General features: G+C 33.7%; 21 protein-coding genes. 8 read left to right on the top strand and 13 right to left on the bottom strand.

Annotated features, from left to right (window positions below):
* Window positions 1-29 precede the first annotated feature (29 nt).
* A complete protein-coding gene (locus OZP07_RS02435; RefSeq protein ID WP_194641177.1) occupies window positions 30-2,528 on the bottom strand; it encodes a DUF5686 and carboxypeptidase-like regulatory domain-containing protein in 2,499 nt (832 codons plus the stop codon).
* 65 nt (window positions 2,529-2,593) lie between these two features.
* Window positions 2,594-3,571, bottom strand: coding sequence for a pyruvate dehydrogenase complex E1 component subunit beta (locus OZP07_RS02430; RefSeq protein ID WP_281637152.1), 978 nt, complete (start codon window positions 3,569-3,571; stop codon window positions 2,594-2,596).
* A 444-nt stretch (window positions 3,572-4,015) separates the two neighbouring features.
* Between OZP07_RS02430 and OZP07_RS02425 the strand changes: the two genes are divergently transcribed.
* The 4 genes from OZP07_RS02425 to OZP07_RS02410 all read left to right on the top strand — a co-directional run bounded on the left by OZP07_RS02425 (window position 4,016) and on the right by OZP07_RS02410 (window position 7,654).
* Window positions 4,016-4,762 carry an electron transfer flavoprotein subunit beta/FixA family protein gene (locus tag OZP07_RS02425; protein ID WP_281637151.1) on the top strand — a complete coding sequence of 249 codons (747 nt, stop codon included), beginning with the start codon at window positions 4,016-4,018 and terminating at the stop codon, window positions 4,760-4,762.
* A gap of 122 nt (window positions 4,763-4,884) precedes the next feature.
* A complete protein-coding gene (locus OZP07_RS02420) occupies window positions 4,885-5,853 on the top strand; it encodes an electron transfer flavoprotein subunit alpha/FixB family protein (protein WP_281637150.1) in 969 nt (322 codons plus the stop codon).
* Window positions 5,854-6,110: 257 nt separating this feature from the next.
* Window positions 6,111-6,728: a bifunctional nuclease family protein gene (locus OZP07_RS02415; protein ID WP_194641181.1), complete on the top strand. Its 618-nt coding sequence runs from the start codon at window positions 6,111-6,113 to the stop codon at window positions 6,726-6,728.
* Window positions 6,729-6,802: 74 nt separating this feature from the next.
* The gene (locus tag OZP07_RS02410; RefSeq protein ID WP_194641182.1) at window positions 6,803-7,654 is read left to right on the top strand and encodes a thymidylate synthase; all 852 of its coding nucleotides are present in this window, start codon (window positions 6,803-6,805) and stop codon (window positions 7,652-7,654) included.
* A gap of 35 nt (window positions 7,655-7,689) precedes the next feature.
* On the opposite strand, the gene OZP07_RS02405 is transcribed toward OZP07_RS02410, so the two are convergent.
* Window positions 7,690-7,986, bottom strand: coding sequence for an isoamylase early set domain-containing protein (locus OZP07_RS02405; protein WP_194641183.1), 297 nt, complete (start codon window positions 7,984-7,986; stop codon window positions 7,690-7,692).
* 234 nt (window positions 7,987-8,220) lie between these two features.
* Between OZP07_RS02405 and OZP07_RS02400 the strand changes: the two genes are divergently transcribed.
* Complete coding sequence (locus tag OZP07_RS02400) at window positions 8,221-8,553, top strand: 2TM domain-containing protein (RefSeq protein ID WP_194641184.1); 333 nt, start codon at window positions 8,221-8,223, stop codon at window positions 8,551-8,553.
* 11 nt (window positions 8,554-8,564) lie between these two features.
* Window positions 8,565-9,047 carry a dihydrofolate reductase gene (locus OZP07_RS02395; RefSeq protein WP_281637149.1) on the top strand — a complete coding sequence of 161 codons (483 nt, stop codon included), beginning with the start codon at window positions 8,565-8,567 and terminating at the stop codon, window positions 9,045-9,047.
* 89 nt (window positions 9,048-9,136) lie between these two features.
* On the opposite strand, the gene rodA is transcribed toward OZP07_RS02395, so the two are convergent.
* The 6 genes from rodA to purH are packed head-to-tail and all read right to left on the bottom strand — an operon-like array spanning window position 9,137 to window position 16,317.
* Window positions 9,137-10,372: a rod shape-determining protein RodA gene (gene rodA, locus OZP07_RS02390; RefSeq protein ID WP_281637148.1), complete on the bottom strand. Its 1,236-nt coding sequence runs from the start codon at window positions 10,370-10,372 to the stop codon at window positions 9,137-9,139.
* A gap of 14 nt (window positions 10,373-10,386) precedes the next feature.
* On the bottom strand, window positions 10,387-12,324 hold the full coding sequence (gene mrdA / locus OZP07_RS02385; protein ID WP_281637147.1) for a penicillin-binding protein 2: 1,938 nt from the start codon (window positions 12,322-12,324) through the stop codon (window positions 10,387-10,389).
* Entirely contained in the window at window positions 12,321-12,827 is a 507-nt protein-coding gene (locus OZP07_RS02380) for a rod shape-determining protein MreD (protein ID WP_281637146.1), read from the bottom strand. Before OZP07_RS02380 ends, mrdA begins: the two co-directional genes overlap by 4 nt.
* On the bottom strand, window positions 12,820-13,650 hold the full coding sequence (mreC, locus tag OZP07_RS02375; RefSeq protein ID WP_281637145.1) for a rod shape-determining protein MreC: 831 nt from the start codon (window positions 13,648-13,650) through the stop codon (window positions 12,820-12,822). Before mreC ends, OZP07_RS02380 begins: the two co-directional genes overlap by 8 nt.
* Before the next feature lie 57 nt (window positions 13,651-13,707).
* The gene (locus OZP07_RS02370) at window positions 13,708-14,736 is read right to left on the bottom strand and encodes a rod shape-determining protein (RefSeq protein ID WP_115814184.1); all 1,029 of its coding nucleotides are present in this window, start codon (window positions 14,734-14,736) and stop codon (window positions 13,708-13,710) included.
* A gap of 54 nt (window positions 14,737-14,790) precedes the next feature.
* On the bottom strand, window positions 14,791-16,317 hold the full coding sequence (gene purH, locus OZP07_RS02365; protein ID WP_281637144.1) for a bifunctional phosphoribosylaminoimidazolecarboxamide formyltransferase/IMP cyclohydrolase: 1,527 nt from the start codon (window positions 16,315-16,317) through the stop codon (window positions 14,791-14,793).
* A gap of 244 nt (window positions 16,318-16,561) precedes the next feature.
* On the opposite strand from purH, the gene OZP07_RS02360 reads away from it, so the two are divergent.
* Together OZP07_RS02360 and OZP07_RS02355 are read left to right on the top strand one after the other, a co-directional pair.
* Entirely contained in the window at window positions 16,562-17,809 is a 1,248-nt protein-coding gene (locus OZP07_RS02360) for an ABC transporter permease (protein ID WP_281637143.1), read from the top strand.
* Between the two features lie 105 nt (window positions 17,810-17,914).
* Window positions 17,915-18,796 carry a cupin-like domain-containing protein gene (locus tag OZP07_RS02355; RefSeq protein WP_281637142.1) on the top strand — a complete coding sequence of 294 codons (882 nt, stop codon included), beginning with the start codon at window positions 17,915-17,917 and terminating at the stop codon, window positions 18,794-18,796.
* 39 nt (window positions 18,797-18,835) lie between these two features.
* On the opposite strand, the gene OZP07_RS02350 is transcribed toward OZP07_RS02355, so the two are convergent.
* The 4 genes from OZP07_RS02350 to tamL form a co-directional block, all read right to left on the bottom strand.
* Window positions 18,836-19,420, bottom strand: coding sequence for a hypothetical protein (locus OZP07_RS02350; protein WP_281637141.1), 585 nt, complete (start codon window positions 19,418-19,420; stop codon window positions 18,836-18,838).
* Between the two features lie 82 nt (window positions 19,421-19,502).
* Window positions 19,503-20,357, bottom strand: a complete 855-nt coding sequence (accD, locus tag OZP07_RS02345) for an acetyl-CoA carboxylase, carboxyltransferase subunit beta (RefSeq protein WP_194641193.1) — start codon at window positions 20,355-20,357, stop codon at window positions 19,503-19,505.
* 80 nt (window positions 20,358-20,437) lie between these two features.
* Complete coding sequence (gene fbaA, locus OZP07_RS02340) at window positions 20,438-21,505, bottom strand: class II fructose-bisphosphate aldolase (protein ID WP_194641194.1); 1,068 nt, start codon at window positions 21,503-21,505, stop codon at window positions 20,438-20,440.
* A 69-nt stretch (window positions 21,506-21,574) separates the two neighbouring features.
* The gene (tamL, locus tag OZP07_RS02335) at window positions 21,575-24,199 is read right to left on the bottom strand and encodes a translocation and assembly module lipoprotein TamL (RefSeq protein WP_281637140.1); all 2,625 of its coding nucleotides are present in this window, start codon (window positions 24,197-24,199) and stop codon (window positions 21,575-21,577) included.
* Window positions 24,200-24,212 lie beyond the last annotated feature (13 nt).

Here is a 24,212-nt window from a genome sequence, read left to right as displayed (position 1 = left end):
ACGGATTTGTCCAGTTCGCAGTACAACCCCTAAAAATAGAACCCAAACGATCCCTTAACAGCAAATCGGTTAATGTTTGGGGTATTTAAGTAACTGCCTCTCCAAGAAAAATCCAATCGAAAGACCTTGAAAATATTTCCTATTCCTGCATTATATTCCCAGTATATATTTTCGGGTGCAGTGTATTCTAATCCAGAAGCGTTTATACTTTTATTAGCATCACTAATGGTTCCGTAAGCCCCTTTAACTCCTACAATTTCTCTCCAATTTAGTTTTCGTAAAAATGGAACTCTGGCAAACAATCTTCCGTTAAAATCGTGATTCCACTGTAAAGTTGCATATTTATCTGTAACAAATTCATAATAGTTAAGATTACTGAAAGCGTTTTCCATAGTGAAAAAAGTCTGGTTTCCAGGCACAATACTTAATAATCCCAAAGGTACAGTTCCAAAGGTTTTTCCCGCTTCCAAAATTAAATTGGTGCGTCCCAATGGGCCAATAATAATAGGCTGTTTGTAGTAAATCTCAAGTTTTTTATAATTGAAATCGCTGTTTAAAACTCCTTTATATCCTTGACTATAATTTACAAATAAGGTGGTGTATGGACTATTAGCTATACTTCTTTCGACACCATATGCAATGGTTCTTCGATTTGGAGTGTACTCTGCCTGAATATTAAACTCGGATTGAGTAGTCGTACTTTTTACAACACCTGCAGGGTTTGCAGCAGATGGTAATGCAGTATAGTAGTCTAAACTAAAGACTGGCGATGCTGACTCCAGTGTTTTATATGTTACTCCTGTTTGAAATGTTAGGTTTTTTATTGGCTCAACAGCAACATAAAGGTTTGTTAAACCAATATTTGTTAATTTTCCATTTGATCCGGTGGTGAAAAAAGAAGATGAACCATAATTCCTTGCCAATATATCATTAGTCGTTGTCAATTGAGCCCCTAACTGCTCTATATCGCGTCTGTTTCCTCCCGATATGATGATTCGGTTTTTCTTGTCGATCATCCATTTTCCAGCTAAACCATATTTAAATTTATCGTCTCTGGCACCATAGGCAATAAATGCCTGTACGCGCCAAGGGTCATTTGGACCAAAATAGGTTCGCGCACCTAATCTAGTTTTAAACCCTTCAACTTCATTATAGCCAAAAGTGGAAAAAATAGGCCCAAAATCATAATTGCCATAATTTACGTAACCACTCGCCAGCGTCGTTACTAAATTGGTAATCTGTTTAAAGGCTTGTACATTTTTCAAAGTGTCGAGCATTTTGTAAACGCCCTGCTCGTCTTTGGTTAATTTTTCAAAGCGATTCTCTTCCCAGTATTCATCACTCTTCTTGTATATTTCGTTGTCTATAAAATTAACTTCTTCTTTATAGAATTTTTCCGGTTTTTGGATGTTGAATTTATGATTCTGATAATAAGTGGTACGCTTACCATAAACTCCTTTTGATTTGTCTTTTTTATTAAAGGCAAAATCAGACATCAAATAATCTTTGGTCAAAAGAAAAACAGAATCGTTTAAAACTTCAAATTCCTGTTCTACATAAACATCTTTTACCCAGTTAATATTGGCACTTTTGGTAACTGCCATATTGATTCTTTTTATGGCAAATGTCGTATCATTTACCCAAAAATCTCCTTTGAAAGTCAATTCGTTTTTCCTCCTTGGATAAAAAACAATATTATAGCACCATTTTTTATCAATATAAGCACTGTCTTTTAATACATAATTATAGACATCAATTCCTGTTCTGGATAGCGGGCTGGTAAAACTTTTATCAAATAATGCTATGTAATTATTATATATGTTGTAATCAGAATATAAATCTTTTATGAATGATAAAATTTGCTGATTCCCATCAAAACCAGAAGTTTTACTGGCTTTGGTGATTTCTTTTACTTTTGGTATTTTGTTGTCTCCATAAACATCTACCAGCGCTTCATTTACAAAAATAGGCAAATAGGTTTTCCCGGTTACTTTTGAAGTGTCAACATGGTCAAATATGAATTCCATGCCTTTGAAAATCTTTTGCTTTCTATATGCACTGTCAATAGAATTGATATCAAATTCCACTTTTTCATATTTCTCCATCTGGTATTGTGCAAACTGATACAGTCCATTTTTTTTCTTTTTCTCCCAAATTTTTCGGAGGATATCAAGCGCCGGATTATTTTTCTTGGAGGTTTTTCCAGCAAAAATTACGACTTCTTTCAATTCCTGCTGCTCACTTAATTCAATTGTGAAATTATAATTAACCGTTTTGCTAAGCGTAATTTCTTTGTCAGCAAAACCTATCGAAGTAATTAATAATGTTGTGTAGGTGTTTGGAGATTCCATATAAAACCTTCCATCTTCGTTGGTCACAGTACCTGTACTTGAATTTTTGAAAACAACATTCGCGTAAGGAACTGGCTGTTTGAGTTTATCCACAACAATACCGCTCACTTTTGTCTGACCAAAAATGGAGTTAGCTGCAATAAAAATTAATACGATAACGGATACTATTTTCTTCATGATATATAAAAAAAAGCTTCATCAAAATTACAATTGATGAAGCTTTTTAAATAGTTATATGCAAATTATTTGTATAATACTTTCTTCACTGCTTTTACAACATCAACAGCATTTGGCAGCCATTCTTTCAATAATACTGGAGAATATGGTGCTGGAGTATCAGCTGTAGTAATACGCTGGATTGGCGCATCAAGGAAATCGAAAGCCTGTTCCTGAACCAAGTAAGCAATCTCTGAAGATACACTTGCAAAAGGCCAAGCCTCTTCAAGAATTACCAATCTGTTTGTTTTTTTAACGGAAGTTAAAATCGCATCCTTATCCATTGGACGAACTGTTCTTAAGTCGATAATTTCACAGGAGATTCCTTCTTTTGCTAATTCATCAGCAGCGATATAAGCTTCTTTGATAATTTTTCCGAAAGAAACGATAGTTACATCAGTTCCTTCTCTTTTAATATCTGCAACTCCAATTGGAATAGTATATTCACCATCTGGCACTTCACCTTTATCACCATACATCTGCTCTGATTCCATGAAAATAACTGGGTCATTATCACGAATAGCCGATTTCAATAAACCTTTGGCATCATAAACATTTGATGGAACTATTACTTTAAGTCCTGGAGTATTTGCAAACCAGTTCTCGATAGCCTGCGAGTGAGTTGCTCCCAATTGTCCTGCCGAAGCAGTCGGTCCGCGGAAAACGATTGGTACATTAAACTGCCCGCCGGTCATCTGACGCATTTTGGCAGCGTTGTTTATAATTTGGTCGATTCCAACTAAACAAAAGTTGAAAGTCATATACTCAACAATCGGGCGGCATCCGTTCATTGCTGATCCTACAGCAATTCCAGTAAAACCAAGTTCAGCAATTGGTGTATCGATTACTCTTTTTTCACCAAATTCAGCAAGCATTCCTTTAGAAGCTTTGTAAGCTCCATTGTATTCTGCAACCTCTTCACCCATTAAGTATATGGACTCATCGCGGCGCATTTCTTCACTCATCGCTTCACAAATGGCCTCTCTAAATTGTATCGTTCTCATATTTATATAGTCGTGTGTAATTTTTAGAAATGCAAAAATAATTATTTTAAATTACTTAAAAGCATAAAACACTTTAAAATAACAAGGTTTTATACTATTGTTTTTTTTAGAGCCATTTAGCACTGGTTCTTTTCATTCCTATTTATCTGCTGAAATAATTAGTGTTTATTTTGATCTAAAAAGTATCCGTAAAAAAAACCGCTGTCTAAATCTTTTCTTTTTATTCACTTAATGAACTTTTGATAAATTGTGACAGCTGATGTAAATTGCTGAAATTCACAAAATATTGTTCATTTTTTATAAAAATTATCATTATAAACATTCTTATCACATTATAATTAACGAAATCGTAATAGTTGTAAAAAATGTTATGCATGCATAGTAAATTATTCGATTTATTATTTTAAATTTGTCTGAGAAAAAAAAGAATTTAATATATAGATTATGAAAATATTAGTTTGCATCAGTCATGTCCCTGATACTACATCAAAAATCAACTTCACTAACGGTGATGCTGAATTTGACACCAATGGAGTTCAATATGTAATTAATCCAAATGACGAATTTGGCCTTACCCGTGCTATCTGGTTTCAAGAACAGCAGGGAGCCACAGTTACCATAGTGAATGTAGGCGGACCAGATACCGAACCAACCTTAAGAAAAGCATTGGCAATTGGCGCCAACGAAGCGATTCGTGTAAATGCAAATCCAACTGACGGCTTTTTTGTAGCAAAACAATTAGCCGAGGTAATTAAAAACGGCGGATATGATATTGTAATAGCAGGAAAAGAATCACTTGATTATAACGGAGGAATGGTTCCTGGTATGATTGCCGGTATTTTGGGGTATAACTTTTTAAATTCCTGTACAGCAATAACTGTAGACGGAACTAATGTAACTGCTGTCCGCGAAATAGACGGCGGAAAAGAAACCGTAAACACTTCATTACCAATTATTATAGGAACTCAGAAAGGAATTGTAGAGGAAAAAGATCTGCGCATTCCAAATATGAGAGGAATCATGACTGCCAGAACTAAAGTTTTAACAATTCTAGAACCAGTTGACGCCCCTGTAAACACAAAGGCTGTGAAGTTTGAAAAACCAGCTCCAAAATCGGCGGTTAAATTGGTCTCTGCAGACAATCTGGACGAATTAATAAATTTACTGCACAACGAAGCGAAAGTAATTTAAGACTTTAGATTGCTGATTGAAGATCAACGATTTTTTATTGCTGATGGCAAAAAAATCTAAATTTTTAATCGGAGTTCTAAAATCTAAATTCATAAGTCTAAAATCTAAAATCACAAATCATCATGTCAATATTAATATATGCAGAATCTGCAGAAGGAAAATTTAAAAAAGCAGCATTAGAATTAGCTTCTTATGCAAAAAAAATAGCCGAATCATTAGGAACAACCGTGACAGCAGTGACTATAAATGCTGGAGATGTTTCTGAATTATCAAAATACGGAGTTGATAAAGTCTTAAAAGTAAACAATGATAAATTAACTGGTTTCACTGCCAAAGCCTATGCTGATGTTATTAAACAAGCAGCGCAGAAAGAAGCTTCTAAAATAGTTTTACTCTCTTCAACAACAGACAGTATTTACTTAGCACCATTAACAGCAGTAGCATTAGAAGCCGGTTATGCTTCAAATGTTGTTGGATTGCCAGTAAGCACTTCACCGTTTCAGGTAAAAAGAACTGCTTTTTCAAATAAAGCTTTCAATATCACAGAAATCAATACCGATGTAAAAGTATTATCCATAGGCAAAAATTCTTATGGCATTTTTGAAAATGCCTCTTCATTAACCGAAGAAGATTTTAATCCTGCTATCGGAGATGCAGATTTTGGAGTAAAAGTTGCTTCTGTAGAAAAAGTATCAGGAAAAGTTTCAATTGCTGATGCAGATATTGTTGTTTCTGCAGGACGCGGTCTTAAAGGACCTGAAAACTGGGGAATGATTGAAGAACTAGCAGGTGTTCTTGGAGCCGCTACAGCTTGTTCAAAACCAGTATCAGATTTAGGATGGAGACCTCACGGAGAGCACGTAGGCCAAACAGGAAAACCAGTATCGACCAATTTATATATTGCTATTGGAATCTCTGGAGCCATACAGCATATTGCCGGAATCAACTCTTCTAAAGTAAAAGTAGTTATCAACAGTGATCCAGAAGCTCCTTTCTTTAAAGTAGCAGATTATGGAGTTGTAGGTGATGCATTCGAAATTGTACCGCAATTAATCGCCAAATTCAAAACTTTCAAAGAACAGCAATCTTAAGTAATTAGTGAATAGTCATTAGTAATTGGCCTGGAAGTGCTGATTTTGATAAAAAACAAATCACATTTCACAATTACTAAGACTTAAATAACTGCAGATTTAATTTCTCTTATAATTAGCTGCCTAAAAATAAGATAATCGTATCTTTGTTTTAGGCAGTTTTTTTGTTCCATAAATTTTGATTAAAATTGCACTTTATTTAAAACAAAAAATAAAACACAATTAATAGAGTACTTCGTACTTTTCACTACACCAACATGAGCTTAGTTAAATTATCTATAAAAGGGATTTCATACAGTCAAACTCAAAATGGCGCTTATGCGTTAATTTTAAACGAGGTTGACGGAGAAAGAAAATTACCTATCGTCATCGGAGCTTTTGAAGCTCAATCTATAGCGATTGCTTTAGAAAAAGAAATTAAGCCGCCTCGTCCTTTGACACACGATTTGTTCAAGAATTTTGCTGAACGTTTTGATATAGTTGTAAAACAGGTAATTATTCACAAATTAGTTGACGGTGTTTTTTATTCAAGTATCATTTGCGAAAGAGATAAAATCGAAGAAATAATTGATGCCCGCACTTCAGATGCAATTGCCTTAGCTATTCGGTTCAGCGCTCCTATTTTTACTTATAAAAACATATTGGACAAAGCTGGAATTTATCTAAAAGCCAATCCTCTTGAAAGTGATACGTCTAGCGAAATAGAAGATATTCTTTCAAATCCTGAAACTTTCGGCTCTGCTGAAAGTAACGAATCGGGCAGCACCTATTCTAATCACAGCCTGCAGGAATTAAATGAGCTATTGACACAGGCCGTCGAACAGGAAGATTATGAAAAAGCGGCTAAAATCCGGGACGAAATTTCTAAAAGATAATATTAAAGGCATTAGGCTATAAGCATTAGGCTATACGCTTAAAGCATAGAGCGTAGAGCATAAAGCCCTAAAAAATGAAACAATACCTAGACTTAGTAAAACACGTTTTAGAAAACGGAAATCAAAAAGGAGACCGTACAGGAACTGGTACAAAAAGTGTATTTGGCTACCAGATGCGGTTTGATCTGAGCGAAGGTTTCCCAATGGTAACTACTAAAAAACTGCACCTTAAATCGATCATTTATGAATTGCTTTGGTTCTTAAAAGGTGATACTAATATTAAATACCTTCAAGAAAACGGGGTGAAAATTTGGGATGCCTGGGCTGACAGCAACGGCGATTTAGGTCCTGTTTACGGTCATCAATGGCGTAATTGGAACAGCGAAGAAATTGATCAGATTTCAGAGCTTATTACAGAATTAAAAACGAATCCAAACAGCCGCAGAATGCTTGTATCGGCTTGGAATCCATCAGTATTGCCGGATACCAGTAAGTCTTTTGAAGAAAATGTTGCTAATAACAAAGCAGCCTTGCCTCCGTGTCATGCCTTTTTTCAATTTTATGTTGCTTCCCCAGATACATCTAAAGGAGAAACCAAAGGAAAACTTTCCTGTCAATTGTATCAGCGCAGTGCAGATATATTCCTAGGAGTACCTTTTAATATTGCATCCTATGCTTTGCTGACAATGATGATTGCACAAGTCTGTGATCTCGAAGCAGGTGAATTTATCCACACTTTTGGAGACGCACATATTTACAATAACCATTTTGAACAATTGGAATTACAGCTTACCCGCGAGCCTAAACCATTGCCAAAAATGATTTTAAATCCCAATATAAAAAACATCTTCGATTTTGATTTCGATGACTTTACACTAGAAGGATATGAACCTCATGCCCTTATTAAAGGAAATGTTGCTGTATAAAACACAAAAATCCGCTTCGAGCGGATTTTTTTATGTTATATTACTAATACACTATTTTCAGCGCCTGCAAAATCATTCCATTTAAACGAATCTGCTTCCGGCTCATTTACATAAGTACCGTCAACTACATATTTAAATTCATATTCTGCATCTTTACCTAATTCAAAGGTCCCTTTAAATGTGCCGTTTTTTAATTTACTTAAAATGCCATCTTCAATTTTCCAATCATTAAAATCACCAATTACAGATACTTGATCAGCCTCTTTTGCTTCTAAAGAAAAAGTAACTTTAACAACAGGCTTTGTTTTTATAAATTGTTTTTTTACTGACATAACTGTTTAATTTTTAAGGTTATAACAAAGTAAGCAAAATAATCTCAAAAAAACACAAACCACCTCATTTTTAGCATAATAGCAAAAAAAGCATTCCTTTTTTATCATTAAAAAAATTTTAAATCTCTTAAATTTTATTTTCAATTCAAGAAAACGTTTTCCCATTAAATATTAAACATCCAAAATAGTTACATTTAAAAATAAATTTTACCTTTATAAGCAAAATTCTACATTATGGAAAAGGAATTACATGAACAATATGAGTATGCAAGAAATCGCATAAAGCAAAAAAAAAGACTGTATTACCATTTTGTTTTCTTTACATTGAGCAGTATTTTTTTATTCACTGCAGTATATTTTTTTGAAACAGCCATAGAATTAAATTGGTGTATCTGGATTATTACTATATGGCTATTTATTTTTGTACTGCATTTTATAAAAGTCTTTATTACTGATAGATTTATGAATAAATATTGGGAAAGAGATCAAATTGATCGGCTTGTGGCTTTACAGCAAAAAAAAATAACCCAATTACAATCCAAAATCGAAGACAATAATTCAAAATAAATCTCAACATTATGATTATTATGATTGCTGCTGTTGCAGAAAACAATGCTCTAGGAAAGAATAATGAATTGGTTTGGCATCTGCCTAATGATTTTAAAAGATTCAAATCCTTAACTACCGGCCATCATATAATAATGGGACGAAAAACATTTGAAAGTTTCCCAAAACCGCTCCCAAACAGAACACATGTTATAATAACCAGACAAAAAGATTATAATCCAAAAGACTGTATTGTGGTTGACAGCATTGAAAAAGCTCTTGCTGTATGTCCGGAAAATGAAACTTCATTTATAATTGGCGGAGGAGAGATTTATAATTTAGGAATTCCGTATGCTGATAAGCTGGAAATCACAAGAGTCCACCATAATTTTGAAGCAGATGCTTTTTTTCCTGAAATCAATTCTAATGACTGGAAAGAAGTTCAAACTGAATTTAATCCGATAGATGAGAAACATCAGTTTGCATATACTTATCAGACATTTGTCAAAATATAATATTCAAGCAACTAAAATATTTTAAAAAGGCTTATTATGTAATATGGGGCTAAAAAAAATTTAAACCGCAGAAGAAAACGGTTCTATTTTTACCATTCATTCACTTTATTAGCATCCATTTTAATAAAAATAAACAGTAAAATAGTGAATCCCCAAAGTCCTGATCCTCCATACGAAAAGAAAGGCAACGGTACTCCAATGGTTGGAAAAATACCAATAACCATTGCAATATTCACAAAGAAATGAATAAATAAAATACCTGCGACACAATATCCATAAACTCTGCTGAACTTAGTTTTTTGTCTTTCGGCCAAGTAAATTACTCTAAGAAACAAGCCCGTAAAAAGTGCTATTACAACCAAAGAACCAACAAAACCCCATTCTTCACCAACTGTAGTAAAAATATAATCGGTATGCTGTTCCGGAACAAACCCCCCTTTGGTTTGAGTCCCTTCAAGGAAACCTTTTCCTAACCAGCCTCCAGAGCCAACAGCAATTTCAGATTGGTTAGTATTATACCCAATACCTTTCATATCAACTTCTTTCCCTAACAATATATTAAATCTATCTCGGTGGTGCTGCTTGAAAACATTTGTAAAAACATAGTTTACAGATAAAACAAAGCCAGATATAATTGTAAACAGGATACCGCTCATCACTATATTTCTATCAGCCAGTCTTGACTTATAATGAATTAGAACAATGACTAAAAGAGATATCAAAATAACATATTGAGGCTCTAACACCAATGTCATCATGAACAGCAGAACAGTTATAAAACCAGTCCAGACATACCAGGCAGGTAATCCTTCTCTAAATAAAACAATAATAAAAATACTGTAAATCAAGGCACTTCCGGGGTCAGGCTGAGGCAAAATAAGCATAACAGGCAAAAAAACAATAGCCAGCGCCTGTACCTGTCTGTTAACTTCCTTTAGATTTATCTGGGTATCACTGAGGTATTTTGCAATAGCTAACGAGGTAGCCGCTTTTGCAAATTCAGAAGGCTGTATTGTAAAACTTCCAAATCCATACCAGCAGCGCTGACCCGCAATTGTTTTACCAAACACAAACAGACCAGCAAGCGATACTAAAGAAATAACAAAAATGATACTGGCATACTTTTCATAAAACTTGCCATCAATATACAATAAGATAAAAATCATTGGAACTGTCAAAGCAATAAATATGGCTTGTTTTTCATAGGTGCCATCGGTAGACGACAATGAAGAAGAATAAATATTTAACCAACCCATAAACACAAGTGCGATGTAGATAATGATACATATCCAATCAATATTACTCGATAAACTTTGATTTTTCATCTGATATGAATGTATTATTTTTTGGTTTTGGTTGTGTCAATTTTTTGAGCAGCTGCTTTTAATTTGCTTTGGGTAATAGAATCTTTAATTCTTAATTCCTTTTTTACTTCTTCCGAAAGTCCTCCCAATATTGCATATCGGCTTTGTAAACTCGTATTTAATACGCGTGTTTCCAAATCAGTTCTAGTGATTTTTTTCTTAAGATATTTTTCAATCATCAAACTGGCAATAGGACCTGCTATCGTTGCTCCAAAACCTCCATTTTCAACCAAAACAGCTATAGCTATTTTTGGATTATCTTTTGGCGCAAAAGCCACAAAAATAGAATGGTCTTTTAACTGTACTCTTTTGCCGTCAATTTTAGCAAAATTTTCGGCAGTTCCTGTTTTTCCGCATATATCAATACCCTCAACGCGTAATGCATAAGCTGTTCCTCTGTTATAAACATCAAAAAGTCCGCTTATCATAGGAGGAAAATATTTTTGATCAATGGTCGTAACGTGTTTTGTTGTAAACTTGGAATCAATTTTTTCTCCTTTTATTTTTTTAATGATATGAGGAGTGTAATAATACCCTTGATTAGCTACAGTAGCCATCATATTGGCCAATTGAATAGGAGTTGCCAAAACTTCTCCCTGACCAATTGCATTGGAAATAATTGTTTTCCCGCTATAGCCCCATCCTGGATACATTCTTTTATAGGTTTTTGAAGTCGGAATCTTTCCTCTTCTTCCTATCGGCAAATCATATCCCATAAATTCTCCTAATCCAAAACTTTTAATATGATTACTCCAAACATCAACAGCATAAGGAGTACTTTTATATTTCCCGATAGTTCTCAGATACACATTAGAGAAATAAGCATTACACGACTTATAAATTCCAACATGCAGATTTAGCACTCCACCACCGCAATGACATCTTTGAAATCGTCCAGGAGCATAATAGAAACCATGGCTACATACAAATTTGGTTTCTTCATCGACAACTTGTTCCTGCAGCCCAACAAGACCAGTCATAATTTTAAAAGGCGATCCAGGAGGATATTCAGCCAATAAACCTCTGTCATAAAGTGGTTTTGCTATAGAATCACGATACAATTTGGTAAAATTTTTGGAACGCTGTCTTCCTACCAAAATCCCAGGATCATAAGAAGGAGCAGTAACAAGAGCTAAAATTTCCCCGGTTTTTGGCTCAATAGCAACAATTCCGCCTCTTTTGTTAACCATTAATTGCTCTCCGTATTTTTGAATCTCTGAATCAATAGTCAGATTTATATCCTCACCCTGAACAGCAATAGTATCGAATTTTCCTTCTTTGTAGGAACCTATTTCCCGGTTAAATTTATCTTTCTGAAAATATTTTACTCCTTTTATTCCACGAAGAACTTCTTCGTAGCTTTCCTCAACCCCTTGGACACCAATCAAATCTCCGCTCTTGTAATAATGATTTTTTTCAACTTGCTTATCATTAACCTGATTGATAGAACCAAAAATATTGGCTCCATAATTTACCTCATAATCACGCAAAGAACGCTTTTGAAAATAAAAACCTTCAAATTTTCTGATTTTTTCCTGAAAAGCTGCAAACTCAGTCTTATTTAATTGTGCCAAAAATACAGAGGGCAATCTTGGACTGTATACTTTGGCTTTTTCTATTCTTTTTATAAAATCATCTTTGGTGATATTCAATAGCTTACAAAACTCAATAGTATCTGTTTTATTTAATTCCCTTGGAATAACCATGATATCATAAGAAGGCTGATTGGCAACTAATAAAACACCATTTCTATCATAAATATAACCTCTCTCTGGATAATCATATTTGATTTTTATGGCATTATTTTCTGATTTCAACTTAAACGAATCATCAATAATCTGCAAATAAAAGACACGTATGATTAACAAAGATGCACCAATAATAATTAAAGCTGGCAACAAGACTTTTCTCATCGTTTATTTGGCTTTATTAAATAAATAAGAATAATACAGGTTAATATAGTAAATAGCGTGCTTAAAAGAGTTCGAAGTAAAACGTCTAATATGAAAGAGAATTGAAATGATTCTAATAGAAATAATATAATATGATGTGTGATAACTGACAATAAAATAAAGGTAAACCGCTCTGGTGTAAGTACATCATTTAGTTTGACGGTTTGATATTCATAACTAAGTCCAAATGAAAATTTAAAAAACGAAGGTCTTAAGTGTGCCAAAACAACACATGCAGTGGCATGAACACCTCCTGAATTACAAAATAAATCCATCATCAGACCAAGAAAAAAACTAGCGAGAAGAAGATTAGCTTTATTTCCGTTTACTGGATAAAGAATAATAAAAAGGATATAAGGAAACGCTCTTACATAACCTTCAAAATTCATATTATTAAAAACTAGAATTTGTAAAGCTAATAAAAGCACAAAACGAAAAATATTCACTAGTAACGTGCTATTCATCTTTTTTATGTTGGTTTTCTAAGTTTCTAATTTCTTCGCTATTACCCGATTTTATTATATATACATGACCTAAGCTGGTCATATCATTAAATAATTTTACGTTTATTCTATAATAATGTGTTTTATCATCAGGAATGTATATCTTATCAATTGTACCAATTCCTATATTTTCTGGAAATATCACTGATTGCCCTCCTGTAACAATAGTGTCACCTCTTTTTATGGTAGCCAATCTTGGCACATCAATCAATTGTACAAAACCAGCATTTTTTCCATCCCAATTCAATGTCCCAAAATGATCAGAGTTTTTAATCTTTGCGTTTATCTGTGATTTAGTATTAAGAATACTTATTACTGTTGAATAATTAGCAGAAACATCATCTATAATACCTACAATTCCTAAACTGTTAATTACCCCCATGTCTGGTCTTACTCCAGACTTAGCACCAGCATTCAATGTTAAAAAGTTCTCATATACATTGTAGGAGTTACGAATAACTTTACATACAACAATGTCTTTCGGCAGAACTCCTTTTAAACTGTCTAAATTTGGAATTTCAGCAGAATCTTTAGTTTTAAACAGCAGACTTTTTAAATTGGCATTTTCTCTAGCCAATTCATCATTCTGTTCTCTTAGATTAAGATATTCTTCAACAGAATTTATCCTTTCATAAACACCTCCGCTCAGGAAATTGGCCGAACTGATTACTTTACTTCGGTGAAAAGAATGAGACTGTATAGTAAGCGACAACGAAATACCTAAAAGCAGCAAAAACAGTATTCTATTACTGTTTTTTATAATAAATGAAAATATTTGCTGCATTTTTTGACGGTATATTGAATGTTAGATATAAAGTAACTTCAGTAAAAAGAGGTTATATTACTTAATCAAAATGTTTTTAAACTTTGTAATGTTTTTAAGAGCCATTCCAGTGCCTCTTACAACCGCTCTCAATGGATCTTCTGCAATATAAACCGGTAAATCAGTTTTTTGAGAAATTCTTTTATCAAGACCTCTTAACATAGACCCACCGCCTGCAAGATAGATACCTGTATTGTAAATATCAGCAGCTAATTCTGGAGGTGTCTGAGATAATGTTTCCATTACAGCATCTTCAATACGCTGAATTGATTTATCCAATGCTTTTGCGATTTCTCTATAAGATACTTCTACTTGTTTCGGCTTACCTGTCAATAAATCTCTTCCTTGAACAGACATATCCTCTGGAGGAGTTTCTAAGTTCTCGATAGCGGCACCAATTTGAATTTTTATTTTTTCAGCGGTACTTTCTCCAACAAATAAGTTATGCTGCGTACGCATGTAGTAAACAATATCATTAGTAAATACGTCCCCTGCAATTTTTACTGATTTATCACAAACGATTCCGCCTAATGCAATTACGGCAATTTCTGTTGTTCCTCCACCTATATCCACAATCATGTTTCCTTTTGGCTGCATGATATCGATTCCGATACCAATAGCTGCCGCCATAGGCTCATGAATCAAGTATACTTCTTTTCCATTTACTCTTTCACAGGACTCTTTTACCGCTCTCATCTCCACCTCTGTAATCCCTGAAGGAATACAGACCACCATCCTTAAAGCAGGAGTAAACATTCTTTTTTTCAATGCCGGAATGCTTTTGATAAACATATTTATCATTTTCTCCGAAGCATCAAAATCAGCAATTACACCATCTTTCAAAGGCCTGATAGTTTTAATGTTTTCATGCGTCTTCCCCTGCATCATATTGGCTTCCTTACCAACTGCAATAATTTTGCCTGATATTCTATCACGCGCAACTATAGACGGACTGTCAATTACGACTTTGTCATTGTGAATGATTAAAGTGTTTGCTGTACCAAGGTCTATCGCAATATCCTCGGTCATGAAATCAAAAAATCCCATATGCCTTTTAAGGGTTAAAAAGTTATAAATAAATTACGCACAAAGTTAAACAAATTAATGTTTAAAATGACGTGTTCCTGTAAATACCATCGCAAGATCATTTTCATTGCAATAGTTAATACTCAATTCGTCTTTGATTGATCCTCCCGGCTGAATTACTGCTGTTACTCCAGCTTCTTTTGCAAGCTGAACACAATCCGGGAAAGGGAAGAATGCATCACTGGCCATAGAAGCACCTTCTAGGCTAAACCCAAAAGATTTTGCTTTTTCAACAGCCTGCATCAAAGCATCAACTCTTGATGTCTGTCCGGTTCCTGAAGAAATTAAAGTTCCATTTTTGGCAAAAACAATTGTGTTTGATTTAGTATTCTTACACACTTTAGAAGCAAAAATTAAGTCTTCAATTTCCTGTTCTGTCGGTGCTTTTACAGTAACGGTTTTTAAGTCCGCTTTAGTATCTGTGATATTATTTCTTTCTTGAATTAACAATCCATTCAAGCAGGTTCTCACCTGTTTTTGAGGCAGTTCCACTTCATTCTGAATCAATATAATTCTGTTTTTCTTTTCCTGTAAAACAGCAATAGCTTCTGCCTCATAAGACGGAGCAATTACAACTTCACAAAATAACTTATTGATTTCATTGGCGGCGGCCAAATCAATTGTTGCATTAGCAATCAAAACTCCTCCAAAAGCAGAAGTCGGATCACAGGCCAAAGCAACATTATAAGCTTCGCTAATAGTTTCTCTTGTCGCCAATCCGCAGGCATTATTATGCTTCAAAATAGCAAATGTTGGTCCGTCATTCTTGAATTCGTTAATTAAATTCACTGCAGCATCAACATCAAGTAAGTTATTATATGACAATTCTTTTCCGTGAACTTTAGTAAACATTGCATCAAAATCGCCAAAGAAGAATCCTTTTTGGTGCGGATTTTCACCATATCTCAATACTTGTCCGTTTTCTATGCTTGCTTTATAGATTGTTTCATCAGTATTGAAATAGTTAAAAATTGCTCCATCGTAATGTGAAGAAACATGAAATGCTTTAGTAGCTAATAATTTTCTGTCTGCCAATGTTGTAGCACCGTTTTGAGCAGAAATCATATCCAAAAACAAACCGTATTGATCCATAGAAGGAACAATTACAGTATCTTTAAAGTTTTTTGCAGCAGCACGAATTAATGAAATACCGCCAATATCTATTTTTTCGATTATATCTTCTTCACTTGCTCCAGAAGCAACTGTTTTTTCAAATGGGTACAAATCAACAATTACCAAATCAATCTGAGGAATATCATATTCCTTCATTTGCTGCACATCGCTTTCATTGTCCTGACGATTTAGAATACCTCCAAAAACTTTTGGGTGCAAAGTTTTCACACGTCCGCCAAGAATAGATGGGTAAGATGTAACATCTTCAACAGGTATTACAGGAATGCCTAAATTTTTAATAAATTCTTCCGTGCCTCCTGTAGAATAAAAAGTCACATTTTGTTCGTGTAATTTTCTAACAATTGGCTCAAGACCATCTTTTGAAAAGACTGAAATTAATGCAGATTGGATTGTTTTTGCTGTGCTCATTTAGTAGTTATAATTTTAAAGTGCAAAAATAGTTTTTTTTGATAATATAATTCAATAAAAAAGATGTAACAATCTCTTAAAATATCATACCTATTGTTAAATGTATTTTTTTAGGTTTTTGAAACCGCCGGAGTGAAATTTCTTCTTGTTAAAATACAAAAAACAGTTCCTGGCGATGTAATTTTAAATACTTTTCAAAAGAAATAAAAAGATAGAACTTTACAGTAATACAAATTTTAAAAATATGCTAGTTTACTTACGGTTATTAAAAGAAAGTTTCGGTTTTGCCATGAATGCACTGCGGAGCAATAAATTAAGAACATTTCTTTCTTTATTAGGGGTAACCATTGGAATATTTTCAATAATAGCAGTACTTGCTGCAGTTGATTCTTTGGATAAAAAAATCTCAAAAGATCTGAGCAGCATGGATAAAAACACAATTTATTTATTAAAATTCCCTTTTGGCCCATCTGACATCCCGCAGTGGAAAAGAGAGCAGTTTCCTAATGTAAAATATTCCGAATACATTTATCTAAAAGATGCAATGACGCATACTGATGAATTGGGATACCGCATATTTACCAGAAGCGAATCAATAAAATACGGCTCAAACATTGTAAGTGCTGTACAGATACTGCCAGTTTCACATGAATTTATTGACATAGAAGGACTAAAATTTGAAGAAGGAAGATTTTATAATGAGTCCGAAGCAAATTCTGGAGCTGCAGTCATTGTTTTAGGAGACGATATTGCAAAATCTCTTTTTGAAGATACTGAAGCAATTGGAAAAAACGTAAGATTATACGGCCAGCGGTTTACCGTTATTGGAGTGTTAAAAAAAGAAGGATCTACATTTGGAGGAAGTAATGACTCCGCAGCTTACATCCCTGTTAATTTTGTCCGAAAACTGTATGGCGACAACAATCCTAATTTAACGAATGTGATCATATTCAAACCAGAAAAAGGAGTGGACATAGAAGAATACAAAGGTGAAATTTCTCAAAAACTTCGAAATTTCAGAGGATTGAAAGCGGGAGAAATTGATAATTTTTTCATTAATGTTTTTGCTGGTTTTTTAGATTTTATAGATGAGATTTTAGGCTCACTCCGTATAGGAGGAATTTTTATAAGTTTCTTTTCTTTCTTAGTAGGCGGTTTTGGCGTTGCCAATATTATGTTTGTTTCTGTAAAAGAACGCACCAATTTAATAGGAATCCAGAAATCATTAGGCGCTAAGAACCGATTTATTTTATTCCAGTTTTTATTCGAAGCTATCATTCTTTGCGTAATTGGCGGATTAATAGGTCTTTTCATGGTCTGGATTGTATCTATAGTTCTTACCAAGGCATTAGATTTTGAATTCATCCTAAGCTTCTGGAACATACTGATAGGTTCGGGACTATCAATTATTGTAGGAGTTGTGTCCGGGATTATCCCAGCGATTACAGCTTCTAAGCTAGATCCAGTAGAAGCTATCAGGACTGGAATGTAAAATTATTCTCATTCATTATATTATTGTTATTTAAGTGTAATTTGGAGAGCGATGAATATTTAGTTAGTTTTGGATATAGAATCCAATTAATTAAATTTTTTATAAATGAGCTTTATTTTAAAAAATGTAGATATAGTTGACTCTATTAGTAGAGAGGATTTTAAAAAAAACTATTTAAACAAAAAGAAACCTCTAATCATAAAAGGTCTGACAAAAGATTGGCCAGCCCGAGATAAATGGTCAATCGATTATTTCAAAGAAATAGCTGGAGATATTGAAGTAAAACTTGTGGACAATTCCAAGGCTGATCCTGCCAAAATAATCAATGCATCGATTGCCAGCATGAAATTTGGCGAATATTTGGATTTAATTAAAAGAGAGCCTACAGATCTGCGTATATTTTTCTTTAATCTTTTCAAGCACATACCAGAATTAGTCAATGATGTAAAAGTTCCCAAGGATTTAATGGGAGGTTTTATAGAAAGTATGCCGGCCATGTTTTTTGGAGGATCCAAAGCCATTACTTTTTTACATTACGATATTGATCTGCCTCATCTTTTTCACACACATTTTGGAGGCCGAAAACATATTATACTATTCGATTATAAGTGGAAAAAACGACTTTATTGTATCCCCAATACTACTTATGCCTTAGAAGATTATGATGTTGCCAATCCGGATTTTGAAAAATTCCCAGCCCTAAAAGGAGTTGAAGGTTATGAGGTTTTTCTGGAACATGGCGATACTTTATTTATGCCGACTGGAATGTGGCACTGGATGCGCTATATTGACGGCTCTTTCTCCTTGACGCTTCGTGCTTGGGACCAATCAATTACCAGAAAAGCCGCCAGTGTCTGGAGCTTATTCATGCATGGTGCTGTTGATAGTGCTATAAAAGTAGTTTTCAGTGAACGATATGCCAAATGGCGTGAAAAATTAGCTTTTAAAATTGCCGAAAAAGAATTAAACAAGAACAGACCGAAATAAGCTTCAAAGTCTTTGAATTTCTAAGTTTCTGAGATTTTATTATTTTGGAAATTTGATTTTTGTCTTGTCCCATTGAATGCTTCCTGAATAATAAGTCTTATTGTTTCTCTTATAAAAAATAACAGTATCTTCTTCTTGTGTTGTCCGTCTAATAGCGATAAAATCACGATCTTTTTTGAAAATATTTAAAGCTTTATATAAATCAAAAAAGATTTCAGAATCTATTGTATCAGAATTTGATGCAATAAAAGTTGCATTTCTAAAGTCATCGTTATAATTCAACTTTATAAAATCAAAAATATTTTTATTTGAAATTTCAATTAAATCTCGAGGATTTAAATCCGCAAAATAAGGAATTGTATCTGCTGTCATTGTTCCGCAAACAAATCCTACCCCTTTGTTTTTCATATAATATGCTGTAGTATCAGAATTAATGATAAATGTATCTGTTCCATAAAATAACCAACCAGGAATAGGCGGAGGAGGAGGAATTATATAATTACCTTTAATTCTCTCTTTATTCTCTTTAGAGATTATATAAGAAATGTTTTTCTGTTCGCTTTCTTCCTTTTTACAATTAAAAAAAAGCAAACAAATCAGTAAAACAGTAAAAATTCTCGCCATAAACTAAATGATTTAAAATAAAGATGTAAAAAAAAACCAAGAAAAATTTTCTTGGTTTTTTATGTTTTAGAAAACTCGTAAATTATCTAATAGGATTGTTTTGAATCAAATCAAGATATAAATTAATCTTATCTTTCAATTCTTTTCTTGGTGTTATAAAATCTAAGAAACCATGTTCAAGAAGAAACTCAGCGGTTTGAAATCCTTCTGGTAAATCTTTACCAGTAGTATCTCTTACTACACGCGGACCCGCAAAACCAATTAAGGCTCCTGGTTCAGAAATATTGATATCTCCCAGCATTGCATATGAAGCTGTTGTCCCTCCAGTTGTTGGATCAGTACAAAGTGAAATATACGGTAATTTAGCTTCGGCCAGCTGTGCCAACTTTACAGATGTTTTTGCTAACTGCATCAAAGAATATGCCGCTTCCATCATTCTGGCTCCACCTGATTTAGAAATCATCACAAAAGGAAGTCTGTTTTTGATTGCATGATCAATTCCTCTTGCAATTTTTTCTCCAACAACTGCACCCATAGATCCGCCAATGAAGGCAAAATCCATACAGCAGATTACGACTTCTTTTCCTTTGGATTTTCCAACTCCTGTACGCACAGCGTCTTTTAGCTGGGTTTTGTCCATCACCTCTTTTAATCTTTCTGAATATTTTTTGGTGTCAACAAAATGCAATGGATCTTTGGAAGTCATATTTTTGTCTAATTCAACAAACTCATTGTTGTCAAATAAAATATCAAAATAGGCTTCACTCCCAATTCTAACATGAAAACCATCTTCGGGACTTACAAATAGATTACGTGCTAATTCTTCAGCATCAATAATTTTCCCTGTAGGTGATTTGTACCAAAGCCCTTTTGGGATATCCATTTTGTCTTCAGTCGCCGTAGTGATTCCTTTTTCTTTTCTTTTAAACCAAGCCATTTTTTTTGTAATTATGAATTATAAATTATGAATTATGAGTTAGACCCATAATTCATAATTGGTAATTTGAAATTTGAAATTTACAATGTATTCACATTGTTCAGGTCAGCGAAAGCCTGCTCAAGTCTTGCTGTGAAAGTTACTTCACCTTCACGAAGCCATTTTCTTGGATCGTAGAATTTTTTGTTTGGAGCATCTGCACCAGTTGGGTTTCCAATTTGAGTTTTTAAGTAATCAATATTGTTCACCATAAAATCACGGATACCTTCAGTAAATGCAAACTGCAAATCAGTATCGATATTCATTTTTATAACGCCATAGCTGATTCCTTCTCTGATTTCTTCTAGTGTAGAACCAGATCCTCCGTGGAAAACGAAATCAACTGGGTTTGAACCTGTTTTGAATTTATCCTGAACGTAATCTTGAGAATTTTTCAAGATTTTTGGAGTTAATTTTACGTTTCCTGGTTTGTAAACTCCGTGAACATTTCCAAAAGCAGCTGCAATTGTAAATCTTGGACTCACTTTTGATAATTCTTCGTAAGCATATGCTACTTCTTCTGGCTGTGTGTATAATTTTGAGCTGTCAACATCAGAATTGTCAACACCATCTTCTTCACCACCTGTAATTCCAAGTTCGATTTCAAGTGTCATTCCCATTTTGCTCATTCTCTCTAAATATCCTTTACAGATTTCGATGTTCTCTTCGATAGGCTCTTCAGATAAATCAATCATGTGTGAAGAGAATAAAGGCTTACCAGTTGCTGCAAAATGTGCTTCTGAAGCGTCTAATAACCCATCAATCCATGGTAATAATTTTTTTGCACAATGGTCAGTATGCAAAATAACAGTTGCACCGTAAGCTTCTGCCAATGTATGTATGTGTTTTGCTCCAGCAATACCACCTGCAATAGCTGCTTTTTCACCAGCATTAGAAAGTCCTTTTCCTGCATTGAATTGCGCTCCTCCATTTGAAAATTGAATAATAACTGGGGCATTTAGTTTTGCAGCAGTTTCCAGTACTCCATTAATTGTGTCAGATCCTATAACATTTACTGCAGGAAGGGCAAAGCCTTTTTCTTTTGCATATCTAAATATTTCCTGAACTTGGTCTCCTGTAGCTACTCCGGGTTTAATATTGTGTGCCATTGTAATTTTCTTTTAATTGTTTTTTTAGTTTTTAGATTATAATTTGCAAAAATAAGAATTAATTAGCACTTAAAAAGGGTAATTGATACCAAAATTAAATACAGAATTTGCAAAATTATATTGTGTAAACCATCTTTCCCCAGTTTCCTTGGCTGGATTGTAGGTTTTAAATCCTAAATCTATCCTAACAACGAAGAAACTCACATCATATCGGAGACCAAATCCTGTTCCTACAGCGATTTCGCTCAAGTCTTTTACACTGCTAAACTTTGCCGCTTCATATGTAACTGCATCCAAAACGTTCCAAATATTACCCGCATCTGCAAAAAAAGCTCCTCCCCATTTGCCAGCAATTGGAAAACGATATTCGCCGCTAAAAGCAATTTTCATGTTGGCTTCATTAAAATCATTAGAAAAGGAACTGCTCCCTGGCCCAAGATTGTAAGGCTGCCATGCTCTGTTGTCATTTGATCCTCCTGCAAAGTAACTTTTTGTAAACGGGATTGTATTTGAGTTCCCGTATGGGATAGCAATTCCAAAAAAACTGCGCATGGCAAAGATGCCAGTTTTACCAACACTCCAATGTTTTATGAAATCAAATTCCGTTTTTATATACTCAGAATATTCTAAATTAAAAAGCTCATAATTTCCGTTCTGGTTTTTAGGAATATTTCCAATTGCAGATATTGCTGACAATATAGTACCCGCAGATTCTATTTTTGTTCTGAAAGTATAAAAATCATTGTCCTGCAAATCCTTTCGGCTTGTTTTTGTAAAATTAAAATTAGTTGCCAGTATAAAATCATTATCAGTAAGTCTTATTCGCTGCTGTTCAATACTGTTTACATTTTGAAATTCAGCATCATTTGGCGTCAGCGCTGTCTTGAGTGTTAAAACATCATTTGTAAAACCTGTTGTTCCATTCTCTATAATTAAATTGCCGCTGGTGTCCACATTGAGCGGATTTACATTATAGGTTTTTCCAATACTATTTATAGCATCATAAGAACTGGTATAAACATGAAAATAATTACTAGGATTCAGATTGCGGACAAACTGAAAATTTAAAAGATCCAAACGCGTGGTTGTATTTTTTTTTGGAGTCCAATTGTATGAAAAAGATCCTGTAAAGTTTTCCTTGTCCAGTCCAATATTGGTTTGTTTGGAAAGCCCCAGACTAATCACTGTAGAAGGAATCATGCTTTTTGGGATTATTTTTTCGGTTTTGACTGGAAATAACACCCGAGGGAAATTCAATTTTGCATCTACACCATATTCAGACACATTAAAAAAACTATCATTAGAATTAGCAATGTCGTTTGATGCTCCAATATTACCTCTAGCCGAAAGTTCTAATGTTTCGGCGCCATTAAATACATTCCGCACTGTCTCTGTGATACTTCCTGTAATACCAAAATCTTCAATATTAGAATGTGTAAAATCTAAAGTATAGCCAAAGCTGAATTTTTTTCGGGGAGTTAAATAAACTTTAGCAATCAAAGACTGTGCAGTTATATCTTTTTTATCGATTTCATATTGGATAACTGGATAATTAAAGGTTTTTAAATTATTCAAATATCTGGTAGACAAAACAGTTTTGGTATCAGTAAACACATCTCCTTTGGTGATAAATATAGCATCTGTTATGGCGTGCGGCGTATACTTTATTTTTTCAAAACCGTATAAAGTCATATTATTATATGTCACACTATCCTTAACTGCTTTATTGTGATTTGCTGTCGAGTAGTCTGTGAAAATTTTAATCCCGCTGATTTTGTATATTTTAAAAGGCTCCGTTTTCGTCGAATCGTTTTCTTGGTACGAATAATTTTCAACATTTAAAACCACTGTTGCTTTGTTTTTTTTATTGATAGTATCTATATCGAAATTGATATAATTGGGCTGAAAACGATAAGCTCCATGATTTCTAAAATAAGTACTGATATAATTTTTTTCATTTTCAAAATCTTCAGTTTTGTATTGATTTCCAGGAATCAATGCCGATTTTACACCTTGATAAAGTGAATCTAAAGCAGGAGTTTTTATTTTGGTCTTTACAGAATCAATAAAATAAGGATTTCCAGTAGCCAAATAGTACTTTATCTGAGCTTTTTTAGGGGTCAGAGAATCTAGTTTGTATGACGCTTTAATATCAAAATAACCGTTGTTAAAATAATAACTTTTGAGCCTTGTAAGTGATTTTATTGCTTTTAAAGTATCTGCTATTACTGGTGCTTCTCCCGTTTCTTTTAAAAAATTGTGAATCCCAAGATACCAAAACGAATGTCGAAGTCCCTCAATCTGTTTTGCCGAAAGCCATTTAACCTCTCTGTCATATTTTTTTTTATTATTTAAATATTTCAGATTAAAAGTAGAATCAGGATTAGGATTTGCCAGATTGTAGATGTTCAGCAGCATTCGATATCCTAATATATCACTGTTAGGCTGCTGATATAACTGATCATAAATAGTCTGGTTTTTGAGTAATTTATCATTCTCAAAAATTTCGTTTTTTACAAGGAGCTGTTTTCTGGCAGGAACTCTTTTTTCTGAATTACAAGCATAGAAAAAAACACTAATTAGAATAAATACTGCTATTTTTGCCACATTCTTTTTCTCCTTAAAAAGTATAGACCGCCTTACATCTTTGGCAAAACTATTTTTTATTTTAAAGAAAAAAAAACATTTATTCATGTGGGAATTCGTG

Origin of the sequence: Flavobacterium marginilacus, assembly GCF_026870155.1 — a bacterium.
GTDB classification, from domain to species: Bacteria; Bacteroidota; Bacteroidia; order Flavobacteriales; family Flavobacteriaceae; genus Flavobacterium; species Flavobacterium marginilacus.
This window is presented reverse-complemented; position numbering and strand designations above follow the sequence as displayed.